This window comes from Pelomicrobium sp. (assembly GCF_036803785.1).
GTDB lineage: Bacteria > Pseudomonadota > Gammaproteobacteria > Burkholderiales > UBA6910 > Pelomicrobium.
Map to the genome: position 1 here is coordinate 17,486 of NZ_DAIRTR010000007.1, position 19,805 is coordinate 37,290.

Here is a 19,805-nt window from a genome sequence, read left to right on the forward strand (position 1 = left end):
AAAACCATTAAATACTTTGGTCATATTGACCCTGTTTTTTAAAGTAAGTACATGAAAATAAATTCATTACCCCATGGCATGGATCTTGTTTAAAGTGCATCGAACCCCTCGAATACCTCAAGAAGTGGAGAAGGTTATGGATTATCTAAAAACTCCTGTGGGGGAATTGGCGGCCGCCATCCCTGGTGCGACCCGCCTGTTCCGCCAGCATCGCATCGATTTCTGCTGCGGCGGCGACGAGCCCCTTGAGCAGGCCCTGGCAGTCCGGCGCATCGACCCAACCGCCTTCACCGAAGCGCTCGCCGGGCTGGCAGCCCCTCCGGTGCACGGGACCGATTGGCGCGCCGCCCCCCTCGCGCGATTGATCGAACACATCGTAGAGAGCTTCCATGAGCGCCACCGCCGCCAGCTTCCAGAGCTCCTCGCCTTGGCCCGCAAGGTGGAACAGGTGCACGAGCGCCATCCGGCTTGCCCTCGGGGGCTCGCCGGGCGCCTCGCGGCGTTGCAAGGGGAGCTAGAGTCCCACATGCAGAAAGAGGAGCGGGTGCTCTTTCCCTTGATCCTCCAGGGAGATGGCAACCGGGTGACGACCCCCGTGAGCGTCATGCGCTACGAACACGATCAGCACGGGCTCGCCCTGGCGCAGATCAGGGCGGCGGCTCATGATCTGGTGCTGCCTGCAGACGCCTGCGCCACCTGGCGCGCCTGCTACCAGGGGCTCGAGCAGTTGATCAGCGATCTCATGGAGCACATCCACCTCGAGAACAACGTCCTGTTCCCGCGAGCCATCGAACAAGTCTGAAGCCCCGCAGCCCCCCCTTCCCAAGGAGCCTTCGTCCCTATGAACACGGAAAAGAAACTTTGGCTGACGCTGACCGCAGTGCTCGGCGTCACCTTTGCCCTCCTCGGTTTTTTCGGGCGCGAAGTCTATCGCCAGGCGCCACCTGTGCCCCAGCGCTTCGTTGTCCAAGACGGTCCGGTGCTCTTCACCCATGACGATGTGATCCAGGGTCAGCTCGCCTGGCAGTCCACCGGGGGTCAACAGCTCGGTTCGGTATGGGGCCATGGGGCTTACCAGGCGCCCGACTGGACTGCCGACTGGCTACACCGGGAGCTCATGGCTTGGCTGGAGCTTGCCGCCCGGGAGCGGCACGGCCAGCCCTACGAGGCCCTCACCCCGGAGCAGCAGGCAGCTCTCAAGCTCCAGCTTAAGGGCGAATACCGCACCAACACCTACGACGTCGCCTCCGGCACGGTGACCCTGTCACCACGGCGGGCGGCCGCCGTCCGCCAGGTTCAGCGCTACTACGACGCTCTCTTCGGAGCCGCGCCCGAGCTCCGGAAGACGCGGGAGAGCTATGCCATGAAGGAGGACACCCTACCGCGGCCGCAGGATCGGCACAATCTCGCCGCCTTCTTCTTCTGGTCCGCCTGGGCAGCCGCCACGCCGCGCCCCGGGATGCAGGCCACTTACACCAACAACTGGCCCCACGAACCCCTGATCGACAATGTCCCCACGGCGGAGAACGTGTTGTGGTCGGTGCTGTCGGTGGTGCTGCTCGTCGCCGGCATCGGCGCCTTCATTTGGATCTGGTCCTTCGGCCGCAAGCACGGGGAAGAGGATTTAAAACCTCTCGCCCGGGATCCACTGGCGGCCCTCGCCCTGACGCCCTCCCAGCGGGCCTTATGGAAATACCTGGGGGTGGTCGTCGCCCTGTTCGGCTTACAAGTGTTGCTCGGAGGCTTCACCGCCCACTACACCGTGGAAGGACAAGCGTTCTACGGCCTGGAAACCTCCCGCTGGCTGCCCTACGCCCTCACCCGCACCTGGCACATCCAGAGCGCCATGTTCTGGATCGCCACCGCTTTCCTGGCGGCGGGCCTGTTCCTCGCCCCCGTGATCAACGGTGGACGCGACCCGAAGTACCAGAAGCTGGGCGTGGACCTCCTGTTCGTGGCGCTGCTGGTGGTGGTTGCCGGCTCCTTCATCGGCCAGTTTCTCGCCATCAATCAGCAGCTCCAGCGGGAGGTGAGCTTCTGGCTCGGCCATCAGGGCTATGAATACTTGGATCTAGGGCGCGTGTGGCAGATCGCCCTGTACGCGGGCCTCATCCTGTGGCTCGCACTGATGCTGCGGGCCATCGTGCCCGCGCTCAGGCGCGAGAAGCAGAAGAGCCTGCTCATCCTTTTCACCGCCTCGGTCATCGCGGTGGGCCTGTTCTATGGCGCCGGCTTGTTCTACGGCCCGCGTACCCACCTCTCGGTGATGGAGTACTGGCGCTGGTGGGTAGTGCACCTGTGGGTAGAAGGCTTCTTCGAGGTGTTCGCCACGGTGGCCCTCGCCTACATCTTCTCCGCCATGGGGCTTGTCTCCCGCACGAGCGCCGCCCGGGCGTCCCTCGCCGCGGCTACCCTGTTCATGCTGGGCGGCGTGCCCGGCACCTTCCACCATCTCTATTTCTCCGGGACTACCACCTCCATCATGGCCATCGGCGCAGTGTTCAGCGCCCTGGAGGTGGTTCCCCTGGTGGTGGTGGGCATCGAGGCCTACGAGAACTGGCGTCACAAGGACCGAGCCCCCTGGATGCGGCGCTACGAGTGGCCCCTGAAGTTTTTCGTGGCGGTGGCCTTCTGGAATTTCGTAGGGGCCGGGGTCTTCGGCTTTCTCATCAATCCACCGATCGCCCTCTACTACCTGCAGGGGCTGAACACCACGGCGGTGCACGGCCACGCCGCGCTGTTCGGAGTCTATGGCTTCCTCGCGCTCGGCCTGGTGCTACTGGTGCTGCGCAGCCTCAGGCCCGAAGCCCAGTGGAACGAAGCGACCCTCAAGACCGCCTTCTGGTGGATGAACGGGGGGCTCGCCACCATGATCGTGACAAGCCTCCTGCCCATCGGTCTTTACCAGTTCTGGGCGAGCCTCAAGGTAGGTCTGTGGTACGCCCGCAGCGAAGAGTTCTTGCAACTCCCCCTCCTGGAGACGCTGCGTTGGGTGCGCACCGTGGGCGACCTGGTGTTCATCATCGGCGCCTTCGCCTTCGCCGCCTTCGTAGTGCAAACCCTCGCCCGGCGGCGCCCGGCCATCGCCTCCCCGGGGCCAGCGGCCGAGCAAGCCTAACGGCCATGACCGCAACCATGAAGGCATGGCAGTGCATCGGCTGCGGAAGGATCGAGGCCCCCCAGACCTGCATCGGCGTCTGCCAGGACCGGCCCGTGGAGCTGGTGTACGCCTGGCAGTACGAGGACGCGCTGGAAAAGGCGCGGCTCGCGCAACGGCATACCCAAGCCCTCGTCGGGCTGGTGCGGCGCCTGGCATGGACGGTGCCCCGCGACGGCAAATGGGAAGATTCTTACCGGGGCCTACAGGCCGAGGCGCGTCGGCTCCTGACGGTGCTGGAAAGCGGCGAAGAGCGCGTCGCGGCGCGGGTGACCAGCCCGGCGCACAGCGACGGGCATTGAAGGCTGTGGGGGCAAGCAAGCGCAGCCTGCCCGCTGCTCGAGCGGCGCCTTTGCGCGGCCTTCATCCTCCCGCTCCCGGCGTCCCGGCACGGGCGAGCCAGCAAGCCGCGAAGGCATCCGCAGGCTGCGGGCGGCCAAAATGGAAGCCCTGGGCGAAGTCGCAGCCAAGCGCCGCGAGCCGCTCGGCCTGGGCGTGATTCTCGACACCCTCCGCCAGGGTGGCAAGTCCCAGGCTGCGGGCCATGGCGATGATGGTCCGGACGATAGCCTCATCGTTGCCGTCGGAGAGCATGTCCCGCACGAAAGAGATGTCGATCTTGAGAGTATCCACGGCGAAGCGTTTGAGGTAGGCGAGGGACGAGTAGCCGGTACCGAAGTCGTCGATGGCGATGGCAAAGCCCGCCTGCCGTAAAGCCTCGGTCACCGACACCGCCCGCTCCGGGTCCGCCATCACGCCACTTTCCGTGATCTCCAGCTCGAAGTCGCCGGGGACTAGCCCCGCTGCCTTCACGATGGCACATACTTTGGCAACAAATTCGGGGTCTTCGAATTGCCGGGCATCCACATTCACGGCGACCCGCCCGGGCAAAGCGTAGCCTGCCGCCTGCCACGCCTGGAGCTGGCGGCAGGCCGAGCGCAACACCCATTCCCCGAGCCGTCCCATGAGGCCGCGCTCCTCGGCCACCGGAACGAACTCCGCGGGGCTGAGCGCCCCCCATTGGGGATCGGTCCAGCGCAGCAGGACTTCCGCCCCGGTGAGGGTCTGGGTCTCCAGGTCGAACTGGGGTTGAAAGTGGAGCTCCAGCGCATCCTGGCTGAGGGCCTGCTCCAGGCGTCGCGCCGTCTCTAGCCGTCGTGCGAGCTCTGTGCCCATCTCGGGCCGGTAAAAGCACCAGATCTCCTTGGTCGCCTTGGCGCGATACATGGCGATGTCGGTATGCTTGAGCAGCTCCTCGGGGCAGCGGCCATCGTCCGGGTAGAAGGCGATGCCGATGCTCGCCCCCACCGAAAAGGCCTGATCCCGCACCATCAAAGGTTGCGCCAGGGCCAGTTGCAGGCGCTCGGCAATGGAAGCGGCGCCCGCCTGATCCACGCCTTGGGCGACCACCAGGAATTCGTCGCCACCGATGCGTGCCACCGTCTCCTCCTGGCGCAGTGTGGCCCGAAAGCGGCGGGCGACCTCCAGCAGCACGGCATCGCCCGTGGCATGACCCTGCGTGTCGTTAATCTCCTTGAACCGATTGAGGTCCAGGAATAGCAGCGCCACCCGCTCGCCGTGGCGCTCTGCGGCGGCCAGGGTCTGCTGGAGCCGGTCGAGCAGCAAGGCCCGGTTGGGAAGTCCGGTCAGGGAATCGTAGAAGGCGAGCTGCTCGATGCGCGCCTCGGCGACTTTGTGCTGGGTGAGATCGGTCATGCCTCCGATCATGCGCAACGGCTTTCCCGCCCCATCCCGGATCACATAGCCCCGGTCCAGCACGTGGGCGTAGCAGCCGTCCTTGCGCAGGAAGCGATATTCGTCCGACCAGGTGTAGCCGTCGCCGTCGATGACGGCGTATATCCCTTCCAGCACCCGCGCTGCGTCGTCGGGGTGGATGCGGGTGGTCCAGGATTCGATAGTGGACTCGATCTCGTCGCGGCGAAAGCCGAACAGAGCTTCGAACCCCTCGCTCCACCACAGGGTGTTGTTCTTGAGGTTCCAATCCCACAAGGCGTCGTTGGTGACCCGCGCCAGCAAACGAAAACGCTCTTCGCTCTCCTGCAAAGCTTCCTGGGCACGTATTTGCTCGGTCACGTCGTTCACCAGCACCGCCCGCGCCAGCCGCCCCTCGAACTCGAGGTAGTGGGAGCTCACCTCCACCAGCATGACGCCACCGTCCTTGCGCAGATGGCGCCAGATCCCCGACCGGTAGAGGCCACCCCGGCCGGCCTCGGCAACCACGCCGAGTAGCCGGGGCGTCTCCTCCGGTGGCCGGATGTCACGGATGGTCATGGCAAGGAATTCCTCCCGGCTCCATCCATAGCGCTCGACGGCGGCATCGTTCACCGCGAGAAAGCGTAACGTTTCCAGATCATAGATCCACATGGGGTGAGGATTCGCTTCAAACAGAGCGCGGTAGCGCCGCTCGCTCTCCCGCAAGGCCTCCTGTGCTCTGCGCTGCTCGGTCACGTCGCGCAGATAGGCCGTATATCGAGGGGGCCCTTCCACGTCGATGCGTGCGATGGCGAGCTCCGCCAGGATTCCGGTTCCGTCCTTGCGCTGCGCTGGCATCTCGACGCGACGGCCGAGAAGGGTGCGCTCGCCAGTGGCCACATGGCGCGCCAAGCCGCGCCGGTGCCGCTCGCGCAGAGTCGGGGGAACGATGAGCTGGGCGAGCTCCCGGCCGACTGCCTCGGCGTGGGAGTAGCCGAACAGCCGTTCCGCCGCCGGGTTGAATTCGACCACACGCCCCTCGTGGTCGATGGTGATCACCGCGTCGAGGGCGGAGTCCACCACCGCTCGGGCGTAGGCTTCGCTCTCTCGCAGCGCCCGCTGGGCACGGCGCTCTTCCGTCTGGTCCCGAAACACCAGCACCACGCCCACCATGCGGCCGCTCGCGTCCCGGATCGGCGCCGCCGCGTCGGCGATGGGCAGCTCCCGTCCGTCCCGGGCCATAAGCACGGTATGGTTGGCGAGCCCCACCACGACCCCTTCCTTGAGCACACGCTCCACCGGGTTCTTCACCGCCACCCGGGTGTGCTCGTTGAAGATGGGGAAGATCTCCTTGAGCGACCTTCCCTGAGCCTCCGCTTCGCGCCATCCGGTGAGGGCTTCGGCCACTGGGTTCATGCGCATGACGCGTCCCGCGGCGTCGGTGGAGATCACCGCGTCGCCGATGGAATAGAGGGTGGCGCGCAGCTCCGCCTCGCGCGCGGCCAACAAAGCGAAGGTGCGATGCACCTGCCCTGCCTCCTGGGCGATCTCCAGGGTCAGCCGTCGCCCACCCAAGGTGAAGGTTCGAGTGACCGACTGAACCTGGAAAATGCGGCCGTCCTTCCCGCGATGGCGCTCGAGGTTTCCCTTGGAGCGCGGCTTATGCACCCGCCATGCCCCTGCCTTCATGGAGAGAAACTCACGCCGGCTGTAGCCGTAGACGCGCAGGGCGGCATCGTTCGCCGCCAGCACTGTCCGAGTGGCCGGATCCCAGAGCCACATGGGCAGGGGATGGGCTTGGAACAAGCGCCGGAAAAGGCTTTCGCTTCTTAAGGATGCTATTTTCATGGAGGTCTTCGGACCGACGCCGTTTTGGCCGATACTATAATCCACGGCTCTGGCGGAGGCGAGCTCGGCTCAGAGGACAAAGCGCTATCGTCGCAGTCGGCCTTGGCCTTGCCTCTAGGCAAGCCGCGCTCCGTTCGGCACCGGCCGCTCCGGCTGGGCCAGGACGATGTGGCCTGCGGCGTCGGGAAAGCCGGTGACCAAGACTTCGGACATGAATGGACCGATCTGCTTGCGCGGAAAGTTGACCACGGCGATCACCTGCCGGCCCACCAGCGCCTCGGCTCGATAAAGCTCCGTGATCTGGGCGGAGGATTTGCGCACGCCCAGCGCGGGCCCGAAATCGATCCACAACTTGTAGGCTGGGCGGCGCGCTTCCGGGAACGGCTCCACCTTGACGATGGTGCCGGCCCGCAGTTCGACCCGCAGGAAGTCATCCCAAGTGATCTCGCCCGACGGCGCTGCCATGGCGCTTCCCCTCCTTTCGCTCGCCCCCGGGCGGTTTGACGGCACCGGAGGCCTGGCTTGAGTGTAACAGGTTGCAGAGCGAAGCAAGAGGTGGCTTCGCCGCCAATCTGTCCCATGGCAGCGTCATCCACGAGAAAAATGATGCGCGCTACGCGGACCGCCAGGAGAGCCACACGAGTCTTTTGCCGACCAGGGAACGATTTGCCGCCGGCGCTATGGAGTCGCACCGCGATACCCCCATAATCGATCGCACCGCCCTCGGTCTGGATGCGCGCACGATCCGCCGTGACAGCGATGCCACCGGCAGCGCCAACGAATCGAAGAAGACTTCGCCTGGATGAAGACGGCGGATCGACGCGGGTAGCGCCGCTTTTACCATCACCGGCCTGGGCCAGGGATCCGTAGGCCGCCCGCGGAGGCCGGACGCTTTGAGAGCCTCCATGAAGCGTTCGACGCGCTGTCGATCAACCCGGCAACGGTCCGGGGTGGGTGCGGCGCAGGGCCTTGACACCGCTCAGTGGCTTTTGGTCTACCGTTCCCCGGGCAGCCGACGAAACGGGCTGTCCTCGATGCGGTAGACGCGGCGGTAGCCAACGTCGACCGCGCAATACTGGCTATCGCGCCAGTAATTGTGCCAGGACACCAGCACCGCGCCCCGCTGCGGTTCGACTGCGCGGACGACGACTTCTATTTTCTCGCCCGCATAAGGCTCTCCCAGCAAGCGCCACTTCCCGCCAGACCCTTTATCCAGGCACGCGCGCCGCAACAGCCTGTCCCGCAGGCCGCCGGGCAACTCGACCACCACACCGTCCCGGGTCGTGCGGATCACCCGGGCCGACACCAGCGAGCCGACTGGATAGCGCGCCGCGAAAGTCGCACCTGCTTCCCTCAGCTGCTGGGAGAAACGCCCTGACGCCTCGCACAGGGGACGCAGGGTTCGTCGAAACCCCCTGGAACGCAACGGGCGCTCGGGTCGTGTGCCGCGTGGGAACTGACCGTCATTTTCCGGCTCGGGATAGTGAATGACACGGGCCGGTACCCCCTCCGGGCGGGCGATTTCCCACCGGGCCTCTCGGTCGAACATTAGATCGCACGCGATGCCGTCGATCACCGCACGTGCATTCCACCGTTCCAAGGAGTCGACGTGCACCCGCACTTCCCTCATCAGGCTGAATTTGTTTCGCATCTCACGCTTGGACACGCGCTTCATGTCCCGCCCCCCGGATGAAAAGGCGCCGAAGGAATAGCAACAATCAAGCGACGACCTGAAACCGCATCGCCGTCTTTTCCTGTTCTCTCGTGCCTCGCCGGATCGGACAGGCAACCTGCAATCATGGTGTTTCCTTTCCAGCTCCACAGGAACGGCGAGCGACGTTGCTGTGCAACGGTAGCCTCCTTCCGCGGTCGCTCTTGCTGCCCCAGGCCGCCCGCGACAAGACGGCCTGGGCTTCCGCCGGGCTGCTCCGGCGGAAGTCCCTACAAGCCGGCGATCCCGGCGATCTCCTCCGACAGTTCCAGCGTCAGCGTCGCCCGGTTGCGCTCGGGGATCTCGTCGGCGAGCGCATAGGCCCACGAGCGCACGGTTTCCAGCTCCTGCCGCAGCCGGGACAAGGCGTCGTTATCGAGCAGACGCAGCCGCAAACTCGGCCGGGTGCTGTCAAAGCGGTCCCTCTCGATCATATAGTCCTGGGGGGATGTTGCGCAGCTCCTCGATGGCGATCATGTCGGCGCCTTGCCCCTCAATAATCTCTGTCAGCGCCTTCAGTCGGAGGTTGAGCTTATCGAGCTCGGCCAGCTGGGCATTCACACCGTTCTTTGCGTTCGCTTCGCCCAAAGCGCGGCGAATGTCCGCTACGGCATCCTGCACACGGAAAGCGCGAGCGAGGCGCCGCTGCCACTCTTCGGCCTCGGCCCGCAAGGCGGCCTCCTGCGTTTCGCCGAGATAAGTGAAAACGCGGGTCTGAGTGAGCGCCTGTTTTGCGTTATATATGGTCTCCGCGTATTCGCGCGCCAGCCGTTCGGCCACCCTATGCCAGCGCGAAAGCGTCAAGTTGCATGTCCTGGGCATCGTTATCTCCTTTGTTGCGTGCCGGGCGAGAGGAAGCCACTCGCCTGCTTGCCGCATTACTCGCCGTTTGCACCCATCTCGTCATTGGCGGCCGCTTCGCCGAGAAACGCGTCGGCTTGGAACCAGACGAAGGCCCGCTGATCGGGTGTTTTGCGTCCGAACCACACGTCCCCTTCCGATATCACGTAGGGATAGCGGCGCAGCGCCCGGGCGAGCTTCACTTGCCGCCACCACGCGTTCTGCTTGCCGAGGGAGCCCGACTGAGCGGCGGGCCGCCGCCCACCAACTTTCTTGGCTTGTTCCTGCATCTGACATCTCCATGAGAGTTAAGGAACGGTGCCGGCGCGGGGGCCGCGCCTGGGCGCGACAGCTCCCCTTGCAGCAGGGCGCACTATCCCCCTGCTGGCCGGCAAACTTCGCTCCTTGGCTGTTCTGCTTAGCTCATGGTGTCCGGCGATCCGGACGGCGATGTCTCGATGCGGTTGATAATCCTCTCCGGTGCGCTGCCTGATGTTTCAGGAAGACCGGAGAGCCAACGCTTTAGCGGCCCTCGTGAATCCCCCCGCAGGCTGCGGAATTCGGCGACAGATTGTGCCTCCAAAATGCAAAAGCCCGCTTTGGTCGCTTCCTTCCAAAGCGGGCTTGCCCCGACCGCTTTAGCTGCATTTGTAACGCGCCCGCAAGCTGTGTCTCAAATCGGCGCGTATACATTACGTCACCGTCAAGAAACGGTGTTAAGAGTCGTCGGCGCTCCCTTTGGCACTTAGGCTGGCTGTCCCTCCCAATGAAAGGGGCACGACAGGAAAAGCTCAACCTCCCAAAAGACTGGGTGTGCAATGGCCCGATCGCTCAATCGGGACGCGAGGCCCCCTCCTTCGCCAGCGGCAGGTCGAGCCGGGCGGTGAGCCCTCCGCCCGCGGTATCGGTGAGAACGAGCTGGCCGCCGTGGGCGCGGGCGATGGCGGCAGCAAGCGCAAGCCCGAGCCCGCTGCCCGGTTGGCTGCGGGCGGAATCACCGCGGGCGAAGCGGGCAACCAGCCGCGCTTTGTCGGCATCGGACAAGCCACCGCCGTGGTCGATGACGGCCAGCCGGGCCTGGCCATCGGCGCGGGCAAGGTCGACCTCAATCGGGCTGCCCGGCGGGGTATATTTGAAGGCGTTGTCGAGCAATTTGGCCAGGGCCTGGGAGGCGAGCGCAGCCGAGCCTGCCACATACATCACCGCCGGCGCCGATGACAAAGTGAACGGGCGCCCACTCTCGTCGGCCTGGGCGGCATACAGTTCGGCGACGTTGCGTGTCACCGCCGCTAGGTCAAAGGGTTGCTTTGTGACGAGCTCGCTGCCCGCCTCCAGACGGGCGATAGTGAGCAAGGCCTCGAAGGTGGCCAGAATTTCCTCGCTGTCCTGCAAGGTCTCCTGCAGCGCCTTCCGGTAAGCGTCGGCATCGCGCGGCTGGCGCAGCACCACCTCGATGCGGGTCTTGAGACGTGCGAGGGGCCGGCGCAGGTCGTGGGCGACGTGATCGGAAACCTCGCGCATGCCCGCTACCGCCGCCTCGATGCGTCCCAGCATGGCGTTCAGATGGTCTGCCAGCAGGTCGAATTCGTCGCCCCGGCCACTGCTTTGCACGCGCTGGGTGAGATCACCTGAGGCAATGCGTGCGGCTACCCCGTTGATTGCATCGATCCGGGAGAGCCAGCGCCAGCCGAGCAACATCCCCAAGGCCATGGCCAGCAGCGCGGCCAGGGTGAGCATGGCCGCCGCCAGGCCGAAAGCCACCTCCCGCACCTCCTCGATCTCGCCTGGAGCCTGGGCCACTAGCAGGCGACCCCCGCCGGGCAGGGCAAGTCCGACACTGGGCAGCAGAGCGCGGGCATCGTGATCCTCCTCGTCCTCGGGAAGATCCAGCGCTATACGGCGCACCACGCCGTCCGCCGGCAGGCTCCCAGGCCAGCGCGGGAGATTCCCAGCCAGGCGGCGACCCGCCGCATCTTCCAGTCGATAATGGCGCAGGCGGCGATCCTCGCCGTGCAGCTGTGTCAAAAGCGCCACGCTCTGGGCCCGGTGTTCCGCCGGCAAGGCGGCGAGCGCATGCGCCTCCCCGAGCAGAGCCGAATCGATCTGCCGTGCGGCGTAGCGGTCGAGCACAACGAACAGCGCAGCCAGCATGGCGGCCAGCACCAGCACCTGCAGCAGTGCGTGGCGTAGCGCCATGCGCAATGCGGTGGTGTGCAGCAGTGACCGGGCGCGGGAGAACATCAGGCTTCATCCCCCAAGCGGTAGCCGATGCCGCGCACGGTGTGCAAGAGGGGACGCTCGAAGTCGCGGTCGATTTTGGCGCGCAGTCGGCTGATTTGGCTCTCCACCACGTTGGTCTGCGGGTCGAAGCTCAAGTCCCACACCTGCTCCAGGAGCATGGTGCGTGTGACCACCCGCCCCGCACGGCGCATTAAGTATTCGAGCAAGCGCAACTCCCGCGGCTGCAAGCGGATCAGTCTCCCGCCGCGGGTGACGCGTCGTCGCTCCAGGTCGTACTCCAAATCGGCCACCCGGAGCACGTTTGGCGCCGATGGATCGGCCGGATGAGCGCGCCGGCCAAGGGCTTCGACCCGGGCCAGCAGTTCACTGAAGGCGTAGGGCTTGACCAGATAGTCGTCGCCACCGGCGCGCAGGCCCTCGACGCGCTGATCCACCTGCCCCAGGGCGGAGAGCACCAATACCGGGGTGGTCGAGCCGCCGGCGCGCAGCATGCGGATGAGGGTCAAGCCGTCGCGGCGCGGCAGCATGCGATCGACGATCAGCACGTCATGCTTGCCCTCCAGCGCCAGCATGAGACCGCTTTCGCCATCCAAGGCGACGTCCACCACATGGCCCGCCTCGGTAAGACCCTGGCGCAGGTAGTCGGCAGCGGCACGGTCGTCTTCAACGATGAGCAGATGCATGTGACAAGAAGTGAAGTGATAAGAGCGGTCAGCTTCCCCAAGGTAGGTATAAGATACCGATCGATCGATACTTTGACCATGGCACATGGACCTTGCCCTACTCATCAGCCGATACGGACTGCTGGCGGTCTTTCTCGGCTGCCTACTAGAGGGAGAAACGATGCTCGTGCTTGCCGGCTACGCCGCCCACCGCGGCTATCTCGACTTTGCCGCCGTGGTGGGGGTGGCCTGGATCGGCGCGGTGCTAGGCGACCAGTTCTATTTCTGGCTCGGGCGGCGGCATGGGCAGGCCGTCCTTAAGCGCTGGCCCAAACGGGCCGAATCGATCGAACGGGCTCTCGCCCTCATCGACCGCCATCCGGTAAAGCTCATCCTCGCCATGCGCTTCGCCTGGGGCTTGCGCACAGCCCTGCCCATTGCCATCGGTTTGAGCCGCGTGTCGAGCATCCGCTTCTTCCTGCTCAATCTGGCCTCCGCCGCCCTGTGGGCACCCCTGGTAGCCGGTACGGGCTTCGCCTTCGGTGCCGCCTTGTCGCGCCACGTGCAGGAGCTGCAGCGCATTGAGCACTGGGTGCTCGCCGGGTTGGTGCTCCTCATCGCCCTCATGCACGCCTACCGAGGCTGGCGCCGCAGGTGCAATCGATGAGCCTGCGCTCGTCGCCGGGCGGATTGAGCTTGCTCCCTCCCATCCGGCCATTGGCGCATGGGATTGCACCTTACCGAATGGTAATGTGGGCGTCAGACTGCCGCGAGCGTTACTCTGTATTCTGCACATCACGGCAACAACGCCGGATTTCTAGGAAAGGAAACCATCGTGAAACGCAGCACCCAACTCCTCGCCGCTCTGGGCCTCGTCGCCGCGCTGGGCAGCGGCGCAGTCCTCGCCACCGGCACGGGCAGCTACCCGAGCGAAGTGAATTTCTCCAGCATCAAGCTGCCGCGTGGCGTCGAGTCGCGATCCGAATTCGCCCAGCATGCCAAGGTCACGCAGCAAGAGGCAGAAGCGGCCGCGCTCGCCGCTCTGCCGGGCAAGGTGATCAAAGCCAAGCTCGACGACGAGGACGGTTATCTCGTCTGGAAAATCGACGTAAAGCACGACAAAGGCGTTACCGAAGTGGCGGTGGATGCTGGCAACGCGAAGGTCCTCGCCGCGGAGGCCGAGGACGATGACGAGCACGAAGATCGCGACTGACACCGTTGCCGTATCCATCCACGACCGGCCGCAAGGTCGGTCTTTTTCCGTCTCCGGACAAGCTAACCGCCATGCACCGTCATGCTTCGGCCCTTATTCTGATCCACTGGCTGACCGCACTCGTTGTGGTTGTCGCCTACCTAGCGAGCGGCGATCCCACGAAGGCGAGTCACGCCCTGTCTGGGCAGATCCACGTCGCAAGCGGGCTTGTCGTTTTTCTTCTGGTGCTCATTCGTCTTCCGCTACGCCTGATCGTAGGGGTGCCCGCGGGCGAACCTGCGCCGCGCTGGCAGCAACGCCTGGCCCGCGCTGCCCATAGCACGCTCTATGGGTTGCTCCTTGCCGTGCCTCTCACCGGCTGGGCGGAATTGGCCGATAAGACGAGCCAGTTTGCTCTCTTCGCCTGGACACTACCACTGCCAGACGCACAAATGATCTGGGTACGCGCGCTCGGGGCTGCCCACACTGTGCTGGGCGATGCACTGATCTGGCTCGCCGGTCTGCACGCAGGGGCGGCACTCGCCCACCACTATCTACTGCGTGATGGGACCCTGGCGCGCATGCTGCCCGGCCGTGGCTGGAGAACTCTCTTCCCACCGAAAACATAGCGCTCAAATACCCCAACCGCGCAGCATCCACCGGGGCAGTAGGTCCGATCTACCTATTAAGTACAGGAGCACCTGAGCAGGCATCGGGGTCAACAGCTCCGAATGGCGTCTCTTCAGTCCATCACGCCCAAGGCGACCTGCGTGCTCTCGGGCGTTGAAGTGGACACCGATTTCTGCAAAACAGAACACAGAGACACGAACTGGATGCCCACCCAGACACCCTACCGGCAGTGACGAGCGCCCCGGAAAGCGGCCCGAATACCGCGCGGCTTCAGGGAACACACAAACGAAAACGCCCAACCAGAGAGGGTCGGACGTAGAAGGGTGGCGGGATAATCTACCACCGATTCCGACCCTATCTTCCAAACGCCTGCGCAATACCTAGAGCCAGGGCGCAAGGTTTCGGGTGTTTTTCCGGCTTTTCCGAACCCACAGAAACACAACCCCGCCTCATCATGCGCTGACCGGCGACATCGGATCGTGATCAATCGGTGGATGGCAAGCCGGAACCATGCCGTGGTGATGCAATCAGGAAATATCACCTCCCCATCACACGCCTTCGTGTGAGAGCCAGCGGCAAGCGTGATGTCCATAAAACAAAAGCGCTCTGGTATGCGATACGAGGTTATAAGCGAGGAATGACAAAGTTCTATTGACATCTTGCTATGTGAAAGTACACTGGCATTCTTGCCAGGCTATAACAGGCCATGATCCCTACAACATTAGATCCATATGCAGGAAGCGTATCTGGAGCATGCCTCCACATCGGGCCGCATCGACACCTACGTCGCCCTCTGGCTGGTCGAGAGCCTCGCGGGGCTTTATCGCCAGCCGTTCGATGCCGAGCTGGTGATCAAGCGTTTCCCGCCGCCGATCGATCTGCCCACGCTGATCGAGGCCTTGAGTGCGCTCGGCCTCAAGGCGGGGCTCGCGCATTGGCCCGAAGCAGGGTTATCCTCTTTTCCCTTGCCTGCCGTGGCGCTACTGGCTGTTCCGGCGGCTGAAAACACCCCTGCCGCTTCTTCTGATACGGAACACGCCACCTCACCCCAGCTACCAACCTGCACCACTCTCACCCCGGCGCTCATCGTCCAGCACAGTCGCGACACCCTCGCCTGGGTCAAGCCCGGTCATTCCGCACCCGAAACCGTGGCGTGTGCCACCGCCCGCGCCCAGGCTTTGCCGGTTCTACTGCTGGTGGCCCAGGCCGATCCGCCGGTATCGGAATCCCTCAGCCGCGCCGAATTGCCCGAAGCCCAGAAAAAACCCTTCGGCTTCTCCTGGTTCGTGCCCGAGTTGCTGCGCCACAAGACGATCTGGCGCGATGTGCTGCTGGCCAGCCTCGCCATCCAGTTGGTCGGCTTGGCGACTCCCCTGTTCACGCAGGTCATTATCGACAAGGTCATCGCCCACCATTCGGAAAGCACCCTCATCGTGCTCGGGATGGCGCTGGTGGTGTTCATGCTCTTCACCAGTGGCATGACCTGGCTGCGCCAATATCTGGTGCTGCACACCGGCAGCCGCATCGATGCCGTGCTGGGCGAGAAGGTACTGAAACACCTGCTGCACCTGCCCTTGCCGTATTTCGAGGCCCGCCCCACCGGCACGCTGGTGGCGCGGCTCCACGGCGTGGAGCAACTGCGCGAATTCATCTCTGGTGCGGCGGTCAGCCTCGTGCTCGATCTGCCCTTCCTGTTCATTTTCCTCGCCGTGATGTTCGCCTACAGCTGGCAGTTGACACTGATTGCTGTGGGTATCCTGGCGCTGATCGTCATGGCGAGCCTCATCATGGTGCCCATCTTCCGCGCGCGGCTGGACAAGCAGTTCCTGCTCGGCGCGAGGAACCAGGCCTTCCTCACCGAATATATTTCGGGCATGGCGACCGTGAAGTCCTTGCAGCTGGAGCCGGACGTGGGCAAGCGCTACGGCATCTATCTGGCCCAATATTTGTCAGCGGGCTTTGCCACCCGGCAGGTAGGCAACACCTATCAGGTGGTGGCCAACGGGTTGGAGCAGGTGATGACGCTCGCCATCCTCATCGTCGGCGCCTGGCTGGTGATGCAGCCCGAAGCGGGCATGACCGTGGGCATGCTGGTAGCTTTCCAGATGTTCGCCAGCCGCTTGAGCCAGCCCCTGCTGCGACTCGTTGGCCTGTGGCAGGAATTTCAGCAGGCCAGTATTGCGCTCAAGCGGCTGGGCGACATTCTGGACATGCCGCAGGAGCCCTTCACCCTCACCCCGCAACGCACCGCCGGTGGCGAGGGCCGTATCGACATCCGCGACCTGAGCTTCCGCTACTCCGAGCAACACCCCTGGCTCTACCGCAACCTCAACCTCACGATTCCCGTCGGCAAGCTCACCGTGCTGACGGGCCCCAGTGGCTGCGGCAAGAGCACCCTGGCCAAGCTGATGCAGGGCTTTTACTGGCCGCAGGAAGGACAAATCCTGCTCGACGGGCGCGACATCCGCAGTCTCGCGGCCAACGAACTCAGGGCCACCTTCGGCGTGGTGCCGCAGGAGACGGTGCTCTTCTCCGGCACCATCTACGACAACCTCATCATGGCGCACCCGCACGCGAGCTTCGAGGACGTGATCGCCGCGTGCAAGGCGGCGGAAATTCACGAGGTGATCGAGAAACTGCCGCAGGGCTACCAGACCGAGATCGGCGAGCGCGGCACGGGATTATCGGGCGGGCAGCGCCAGCGCATTGCCATCGCCCGCGCCCTGCTCAAACGCCCCAAGGTGCTGATCTTCGACGAGGCGATTTCCAACCTCGATCAGCAGACTGCCGAGCACTTCGCCCAGACCATCAACCGGCTCAAGGGTAAGGTGACGATGATCTTCATCACGCACCAGGTGCCCAAGGGGCTACAAGTGGATGAGGTGGTGAATATGGGGAGCCATGCCATGCACATGAGTTTGGTGAAGGAGAAAAACGAATGAACAATGATAAGAGCATAGAAGGCAGTCGCGTAAAAAGCAGGCATAGCTTTTTTGCGCGCCTGCCACGGGGAACATGGCCATTGCTTGTTCTCCTCATCTTTTGCAACTGGACACAGGAGAGCGTGGCAATGAATCGAGAGGAAACGATCATCCGAACGGGAATGAAGAGCAAGGCTGGACGCTCAATTGACTGGGACGTATCCCCGGATGGCGCCAAGATATTGTTCAACACGGGCCACATAGCAGATGGCTTGCTTCTGCTCGACGTTCAGAAGCAACAGGTCAGCAAAATCCCTAGTGAATCCGGTCGATTCTGGGAGATGGCCGCCTGGTCTCACGATGGCGGCCAGATAGTGGCCATTTCAACAGTCGTTCGAGACAACCGCTATCAGGTTGGCGAGCAGGAAGTGATCCTGATTGACCCGAGCACATGGAAACATCGCACGCTGACGGTCTCGAAGGGCGTCAATATTTTCCCGTTCTTCTCGGCGGATGGAAGAACGATTTACTACTTCAAGGGAGAAGAGCGCGATAGCGGCGCAACACCGGCAAGCCGTTTCGATCTTTACGCTTATGACCTGGCCACCGACAAAGAGACGCGCCTGACCTACGAACAGATTTATCAGGTCGGACGCGGACATGACGATGGAAAAACGATTATGTTCTCGGCCTATGGCATACGGCGCATGCCATCCATCAATCCGAATTCACGCAGGCAACAGGAGCAACGAGGAATTTATATATTTGATAAAACATCCCTTCATCTCCGTCATTTCGAGATAGATCAAAGAAATGGCTTTTTTGAACTCAGCTTCGGTGATAGAGATGTTGCTCGAAACATCTATTTCAGGGCAGCCAAACTTCCACCTGGGGGTGGTCGTTTCGTTTGGTTCATCTATCGATGCAATCCGCAGGGCAAAGATTGCACCATGCTAAGCGAAACACAGATTGGCACTGACGTTAGAGTCGCCCAAATGACTGGAGAGATACTTATATCTGTGGCCCAGAGCGACGAGATCGTCTTTCGGCGGCTGGATCAGGTTCGGTAATTCGCCACTCAAGGGAGGCATGACAACATGGAGATCATCGTAAAGGGCAGTTCACTGACGCAATTCGGTATCGAGGGCACCAACTACTGTGGTCCAGGCTACGCCGATGGAAAGTTACTTGAGCAAGGCGAGAATGCAACCTATGCGCTAGACCCAACAAGCCTCGTAGATAAAGCGTGTATGGCACACGACCAAGCATATGACGGATTGAAAGACTCTCCAAACCCAGCCTATGACCGCATGCAGGCAGATCTCAAACTCATCGATGATATAGCTGCTGCGCTGGCCAGCGGAGAGCTTTCAGCCTATGACGCCGCCGTTGCCGCGGCCGTTATCGGCGCGTTCATGGGTAAGACGGCCCTGTACGATGTGCCAGCGGCCGTGCTGGAAGCCGCACGAGGTCTGTTGCAGCGGCTTCTTGATGCACTCGGCACTGAAGGCAACCCATTTACGGCGGATTTCGGCTACACACCGCTGTCATTGATTTCACTCGAGGTCTGGAATGACTTCTCTCGCGCCAAAACCTGGCGCTGGCCCCGCGACCCCATCATCCTCGATCTGGACGGCGACGGCCTGGAAACCGTCGGCCTCGCCAGCAACGTCTACTTCGACCACGACGGCGACGGTGTATTGACCCGCACCGGCTGGGCCGGCAAGGACGACGCCCTCTTGGTGTGGGACCGAAACGCCAACGGTTTGATCGACACCGGCGTCGAACTCTTCGGCGACTTCACTGTACTGCCCAACGGGACGCTGGCCCCGAATGGTTTTGCAGCCCTGGCTGCCTTGGATGCCAACGGCCAGTACTTTTTCAGCCTGCCCGAGCAGAAAACCCAGACCGAGGGGGTCAACTGGGGGTTGACTGAACGCCGACTCTGGCGGCACAGCGAATGTGCGAATGATGAGATGTGGAAGGCGGCAGTATGAGGAAATGGATTGGAATAGGCCTGCTATTGGCAGGTCTGTACTTTGCCTCCGTGTTGATCCGAGCAAGTCTCATGGAGAGCAACGCAGAAGAGCGTATGGAGGCAATCCTTAAGGACATATCCACTCCGTGGCAGGCAGAGAAAATTCGCTTTCACGGCTCCGATTGGCTGAATAACAGAGCCAGACTCACACCCGAAGAGCTGGCGAGGCTTGCCAGTAATGATTTGGGAGCCCTGCGGCGCATAGAGCGTGGTCCCGACTGTGTTTTCCAGTCTGGTCATGAGACGAGTAACCCAGACAAGAAAATCATATGGGCCATGTGCGAGGTCACAGCACATTTCGATAAAAACACAGCGAAGCTCAAGATACGGTTGGTTGACGAACCCGTCACGAAGCCAACGTTGTTCGGACTTCCTGGCAAGAATCTAAAGCTTAACGACATAGCCGATATTCAACTGATCAAGAATGGAGACCATCAATGAAGGTCACAATCACGACCAATGGCGCATCAGATAGCAAAGCTCTCGTCGATGCGCTGAAAAGCCCGATGAACGCTTACGACGTTTATCAATCTGCAGACAATGCTGTTGATGTTGTCATCAATCATGACCACGAAGCGGCATTGGAACTGTTGGCGAGACTTGTTCTTGCCCAGCCGCAATACATTGCGATCGGGACGGAGTCTGTTCTCGCCGAGCAATTGAAGCAGACTGCCAGAATCTTTGCGGGGCGCAGCGCGCAAATTGATGCGGCAGTGGATGAGGCGGTCAATGGATACAGTCGAGCAAAGCGCTGGCGCTGGCCCCGCGACCCCATCCTTCTCGACCTGGACGGCGATGGCCTGGAGACGGTGGGCCTTGTTGCCAACGTCTACTTCGACCACGACGGCGATG

20 protein-coding genes and 1 riboswitch are annotated in these 19,805 nt (G+C 62.9%); of the genes, 12 read left to right on the forward strand and 8 right to left on the reverse strand.

The window, feature by feature from the left end; translation table 11 throughout:
• Nucleotides 1-136 precede the first annotated feature (136 nt).
• Genes ytfE through V7Q81_RS01695 form a run of 3 tightly spaced genes read left to right on the forward strand, consistent with a single transcriptional unit; the run spans nucleotide 137 to nucleotide 3,459 of the window.
• A complete protein-coding gene (gene ytfE / locus V7Q81_RS01685) occupies nucleotides 137-802 on the forward strand; it encodes an iron-sulfur cluster repair protein YtfE (RefSeq protein ID WP_333839748.1) in 666 nt (221 codons plus the stop codon).
• Nucleotides 803-841: 39 nt separating this feature from the next.
• Nucleotides 842-3,118 (forward strand): nitric-oxide reductase large subunit, encoded by a 2,277-nt coding sequence (locus V7Q81_RS01690; protein WP_333839751.1) that lies wholly within the window; start codon nucleotides 842-844, stop codon nucleotides 3,116-3,118.
• 5 nt (nucleotides 3,119-3,123) lie between these two features.
• Entirely contained in the window at nucleotides 3,124-3,459 is a 336-nt protein-coding gene (locus V7Q81_RS01695; RefSeq protein WP_333839754.1) for a hypothetical protein, read from the forward strand.
• 61 nt (nucleotides 3,460-3,520) lie between these two features.
• Here V7Q81_RS01695 and V7Q81_RS01700 read toward each other — a convergent pair whose 3' ends face one another.
• Both V7Q81_RS01700 and V7Q81_RS01705 read right to left on the reverse strand, forming a co-directional pair.
• Nucleotides 3,521-6,718 (reverse strand): PAS domain S-box protein, encoded by a 3,198-nt coding sequence (locus tag V7Q81_RS01700; RefSeq protein ID WP_333839756.1) that lies wholly within the window; start codon nucleotides 6,716-6,718, stop codon nucleotides 3,521-3,523.
• Nucleotides 6,719-6,832: 114 nt separating this feature from the next.
• Nucleotides 6,833-7,183 (reverse strand): tRNA-binding protein, encoded by a 351-nt coding sequence (locus tag V7Q81_RS01705; RefSeq protein WP_333839758.1) that lies wholly within the window; start codon nucleotides 7,181-7,183, stop codon nucleotides 6,833-6,835.
• Between the two features lie 71 nt (nucleotides 7,184-7,254).
• Between V7Q81_RS01705 and V7Q81_RS01710 the strand changes: the two genes are divergently transcribed.
• Nucleotides 7,255-7,524, forward strand: coding sequence for a hypothetical protein (locus V7Q81_RS01710; protein ID WP_333839760.1), 270 nt, complete (start codon nucleotides 7,255-7,257; stop codon nucleotides 7,522-7,524).
• A gap of 188 nt (nucleotides 7,525-7,712) precedes the next feature.
• Here the strand turns inward: V7Q81_RS01710 and V7Q81_RS01715 are convergent, their stop codons facing one another.
• The 6 genes from V7Q81_RS01715 to V7Q81_RS01740 all read right to left on the reverse strand — a co-directional run bounded on the left by V7Q81_RS01715 (nucleotide 7,713) and on the right by V7Q81_RS01740 (nucleotide 12,193).
• On the reverse strand, nucleotides 7,713-8,393 hold the full coding sequence (locus V7Q81_RS01715) for a hypothetical protein (RefSeq protein ID WP_333839762.1): 681 nt from the start codon (nucleotides 8,391-8,393) through the stop codon (nucleotides 7,713-7,715).
• A 266-nt stretch (nucleotides 8,394-8,659) separates the two neighbouring features.
• The gene (locus V7Q81_RS01720) at nucleotides 8,660-8,863 is read right to left on the reverse strand and encodes a hypothetical protein (RefSeq protein ID WP_333839764.1); all 204 of its coding nucleotides are present in this window, start codon (nucleotides 8,861-8,863) and stop codon (nucleotides 8,660-8,662) included.
• The gene (locus V7Q81_RS01725) at nucleotides 8,841-9,209 is read right to left on the reverse strand and encodes a hypothetical protein (protein ID WP_333839766.1); all 369 of its coding nucleotides are present in this window, start codon (nucleotides 9,207-9,209) and stop codon (nucleotides 8,841-8,843) included. The genes V7Q81_RS01720 and V7Q81_RS01725 overlap by 23 nt, the downstream gene beginning before the upstream one ends.
• A 98-nt stretch (nucleotides 9,210-9,307) precedes the next feature.
• Complete coding sequence (locus V7Q81_RS01730) at nucleotides 9,308-9,559, reverse strand: hypothetical protein (protein WP_333839769.1); 252 nt, start codon at nucleotides 9,557-9,559, stop codon at nucleotides 9,308-9,310.
• 327 nt (nucleotides 9,560-9,886) lie between these two features.
• Nucleotides 9,887-9,964, reverse strand: a riboswitch (SAM riboswitch).
• Nucleotides 9,965-10,100: 136 nt separating this feature from the next.
• A complete protein-coding gene (locus V7Q81_RS01735) occupies nucleotides 10,101-11,510 on the reverse strand; it encodes a HAMP domain-containing sensor histidine kinase (protein ID WP_333839770.1) in 1,410 nt (469 codons plus the stop codon).
• Nucleotides 11,510-12,193 carry a response regulator transcription factor gene (locus V7Q81_RS01740; RefSeq protein ID WP_333839772.1) on the reverse strand — a complete coding sequence of 228 codons (684 nt, stop codon included), beginning with the start codon at nucleotides 12,191-12,193 and terminating at the stop codon, nucleotides 11,510-11,512. The genes V7Q81_RS01735 and V7Q81_RS01740 overlap by 1 nt, the downstream gene beginning before the upstream one ends.
• Nucleotides 12,194-12,278: 85 nt before the next feature.
• Between V7Q81_RS01740 and V7Q81_RS01745 the strand changes: the two genes are divergently transcribed.
• The 8 genes from V7Q81_RS01745 to V7Q81_RS01780 form a co-directional block, all read left to right on the forward strand.
• Nucleotides 12,279-12,839 carry a DedA family protein gene (locus tag V7Q81_RS01745; protein WP_333839775.1) on the forward strand — a complete coding sequence of 187 codons (561 nt, stop codon included), beginning with the start codon at nucleotides 12,279-12,281 and terminating at the stop codon, nucleotides 12,837-12,839.
• 168 nt (nucleotides 12,840-13,007) lie between these two features.
• The gene (locus V7Q81_RS01750) at nucleotides 13,008-13,385 is read left to right on the forward strand and encodes a PepSY domain-containing protein (protein ID WP_333839777.1); all 378 of its coding nucleotides are present in this window, start codon (nucleotides 13,008-13,010) and stop codon (nucleotides 13,383-13,385) included.
• A 71-nt stretch (nucleotides 13,386-13,456) separates the two neighbouring features.
• On the forward strand, nucleotides 13,457-13,993 hold the full coding sequence (locus tag V7Q81_RS01755) for a cytochrome b (RefSeq protein WP_333839779.1): 537 nt from the start codon (nucleotides 13,457-13,459) through the stop codon (nucleotides 13,991-13,993).
• A 732-nt stretch (nucleotides 13,994-14,725) separates the two neighbouring features.
• Nucleotides 14,726-16,936 (forward strand): peptidase domain-containing ABC transporter, encoded by a 2,211-nt coding sequence (locus tag V7Q81_RS01760; RefSeq protein WP_333839781.1) that lies wholly within the window; start codon nucleotides 14,726-14,728, stop codon nucleotides 16,934-16,936.
• On the forward strand, nucleotides 16,933-17,985 hold the full coding sequence (locus V7Q81_RS01765; protein ID WP_333839784.1) for a TolB family protein: 1,053 nt from the start codon (nucleotides 16,933-16,935) through the stop codon (nucleotides 17,983-17,985). Before V7Q81_RS01760 ends, V7Q81_RS01765 begins: the two co-directional genes overlap by 4 nt.
• 27 nt (nucleotides 17,986-18,012) lie before the next feature.
• On the forward strand, nucleotides 18,013-18,912 hold the full coding sequence (locus V7Q81_RS01770; protein ID WP_333839787.1) for a hypothetical protein: 900 nt from the start codon (nucleotides 18,013-18,015) through the stop codon (nucleotides 18,910-18,912).
• Between the two features lie 71 nt (nucleotides 18,913-18,983).
• A complete protein-coding gene (locus V7Q81_RS01775) occupies nucleotides 18,984-19,394 on the forward strand; it encodes a hypothetical protein (protein WP_333839790.1) in 411 nt (136 codons plus the stop codon).
• The coding region (locus tag V7Q81_RS01780) for a hypothetical protein (protein ID WP_333839793.1) at nucleotides 19,391-19,805 on the forward strand (415 nt) is incomplete at its 3' end. The genes V7Q81_RS01775 and V7Q81_RS01780, both read left to right, overlap by 4 nt.

Bases quoted from the DNA above. Each gene is read 5' to 3' on its own strand.
- ytfE (WP_333839748.1), top strand. From the start codon at position 137: ATGGATTATCTAAAAACTCCTGTGGGGGAATTGGCGGCCGCCATCCCT.
- V7Q81_RS01690 (WP_333839751.1), top strand. From the start codon at position 842: ATGAACACGGAAAAGAAACTTTGGCTGACGCTGACCGCAGTGCTCGGC.
- V7Q81_RS01695 (WP_333839754.1), top strand. From the start codon at position 3,124: ATGACCGCAACCATGAAGGCATGGCAGTGCATCGGCTGCGGAAGGATC.
- V7Q81_RS01700 (WP_333839756.1), bottom strand. From the start codon at position 6,718: ATGAAAATAGCATCCTTAAGAAGCGAAAGCCTTTTCCGGCGCTTGTTC.
- V7Q81_RS01705 (WP_333839758.1), bottom strand. From the start codon at position 7,183: ATGGCAGCGCCGTCGGGCGAGATCACTTGGGATGACTTCCTGCGGGTC.
- V7Q81_RS01715 (WP_333839762.1), bottom strand. From the start codon at position 8,393: ATGAAGCGCGTGTCCAAGCGTGAGATGCGAAACAAATTCAGCCTGATG.
- V7Q81_RS01720 (WP_333839764.1), bottom strand. From the start codon at position 8,863: ATGATCGAGAGGGACCGCTTTGACAGCACCCGGCCGAGTTTGCGGCTG.
- V7Q81_RS01730 (WP_333839769.1), bottom strand. From the start codon at position 9,559: ATGCAGGAACAAGCCAAGAAAGTTGGTGGGCGGCGGCCCGCCGCTCAG.
- V7Q81_RS01735 (WP_333839770.1), bottom strand. From the start codon at position 11,510: ATGTTCTCCCGCGCCCGGTCACTGCTGCACACCACCGCATTGCGCATG.
- V7Q81_RS01740 (WP_333839772.1), bottom strand. From the start codon at position 12,193: ATGCATCTGCTCATCGTTGAAGACGACCGTGCCGCTGCCGACTACCTG.
- V7Q81_RS01745 (WP_333839775.1), top strand. From the start codon at position 12,279: ATGGACCTTGCCCTACTCATCAGCCGATACGGACTGCTGGCGGTCTTT.
- V7Q81_RS01755 (WP_333839779.1), top strand. From the start codon at position 13,457: ATGCACCGTCATGCTTCGGCCCTTATTCTGATCCACTGGCTGACCGCA.
- V7Q81_RS01760 (WP_333839781.1), top strand. From the start codon at position 14,726: ATGCAGGAAGCGTATCTGGAGCATGCCTCCACATCGGGCCGCATCGAC.
- V7Q81_RS01765 (WP_333839784.1), top strand. From the start codon at position 16,933: ATGAACAATGATAAGAGCATAGAAGGCAGTCGCGTAAAAAGCAGGCAT.
- V7Q81_RS01770 (WP_333839787.1), top strand. From the start codon at position 18,013: ATGGAGATCATCGTAAAGGGCAGTTCACTGACGCAATTCGGTATCGAG.
- V7Q81_RS01775 (WP_333839790.1), top strand. From the start codon at position 18,984: ATGGAGAGCAACGCAGAAGAGCGTATGGAGGCAATCCTTAAGGACATA.